This window comes from Cloacibacillus sp. (genome assembly GCA_036655895.1).
In the GTDB taxonomy this organism is placed as follows: Bacteria; Synergistota; Synergistia; order Synergistales; family Synergistaceae; genus JAVVPF01.
The window spans coordinates 1-910 of sequence record JAVVPF010000131.1; the positions used below are offsets into that span (position 1 = coordinate 1).

Annotated in this window: 2 protein-coding genes; both read right to left on the bottom strand. The window is 51.5% G+C overall.

What is annotated here, in order from left to right; all coding sequences use genetic code 11:
• A partial coding sequence (locus tag RRY12_13305; GenBank protein ID MEG2185652.1) for a prepilin-type N-terminal cleavage/methylation domain-containing protein occupies window positions 1–219 on the bottom strand: 219 nt, incomplete at its 3' end.
• Window positions 216–692, bottom strand: coding sequence for a hypothetical protein (locus RRY12_13310; GenBank protein MEG2185653.1), 477 nt, complete (start codon window positions 690–692; stop codon window positions 216–218). The genes RRY12_13305 and RRY12_13310, both read right to left, overlap by 4 nt.
• Window positions 693–910: the final 218 nt, after the last annotated feature.

Here is a 910-nt window from a genome sequence, read left to right on the forward strand (position 1 = left end):
CTTGTCCGAAATTTCGGGGGCGTCTTCGTGGAGCAGGCTTATTTTTAACAGATATTTTTCCGCGTCGTTTCTCAGCGTCTGTTGAGCTGTGGTGACGGCCTCTGAATCCGCTATCATGCGTAGCGAGAGAATGATGGTGGCAGCCACCGCCGCCACTCCCACCGTGAGCAGGACGGCCGCGATAAGCGTCTCTGGGAGCGAAAATCCGCGCCTTCTCACTGGGGGACGCTCCATGTTATTTTTTTGCCGCCGAGGTTGAACGAGGCCGCGATTTTTGCGACGCTGCCTTTAAAATCTTTCGTGTCGGAGGCCTCTGTGCTTACGGTGTATGTGTCGTAGCCAGATGGTTTTTTTATTGTCGTTTTTGTGTAGATAGTAATATTTGCCTCAGTGTCTTTGATCTCTGCCTCCGCGGTGACGCCGGTCTTTAATTTTCCTGCGTCGAAGTCGGCGGAGGTGATGTCGCCGCTTATGACTGCTTCGGCGGCGGTGTTTGCGAAGGAGCGCGCGGCATAGGCGAGCCGCTCTTTTACGAGCTGCTCGTTCTGGAATATTTCTGTTTTTTTAGTGAGTGTTCCTATATTTAAAATGACGGCGCAAAGGCTCAGTAAAAGTATGAAGCAGATGAGCACGGTAATCACGGTGGCCGCGCCTCTGTGCGCCTTTCGTTTTGCGTTGATATTGCAGCGCAAGCGGGAGCGCGCGCCCATGGTACCATTGATATTATCGCATAACTGCCATACATTGTACAACGATTGACGAAGATACGCGGCGGCCTTGGGTCTTCTTTGCGCCTTTGCGCGCCGCTTTCGCAAGATGTTTTCTCCGCCCGTCGTTTGTCTGTCATTCTGTGAAATCCTTCACCATCGTCCGTTCTTTCAGTGTATAATAGTTATGAAATAGTGACGTA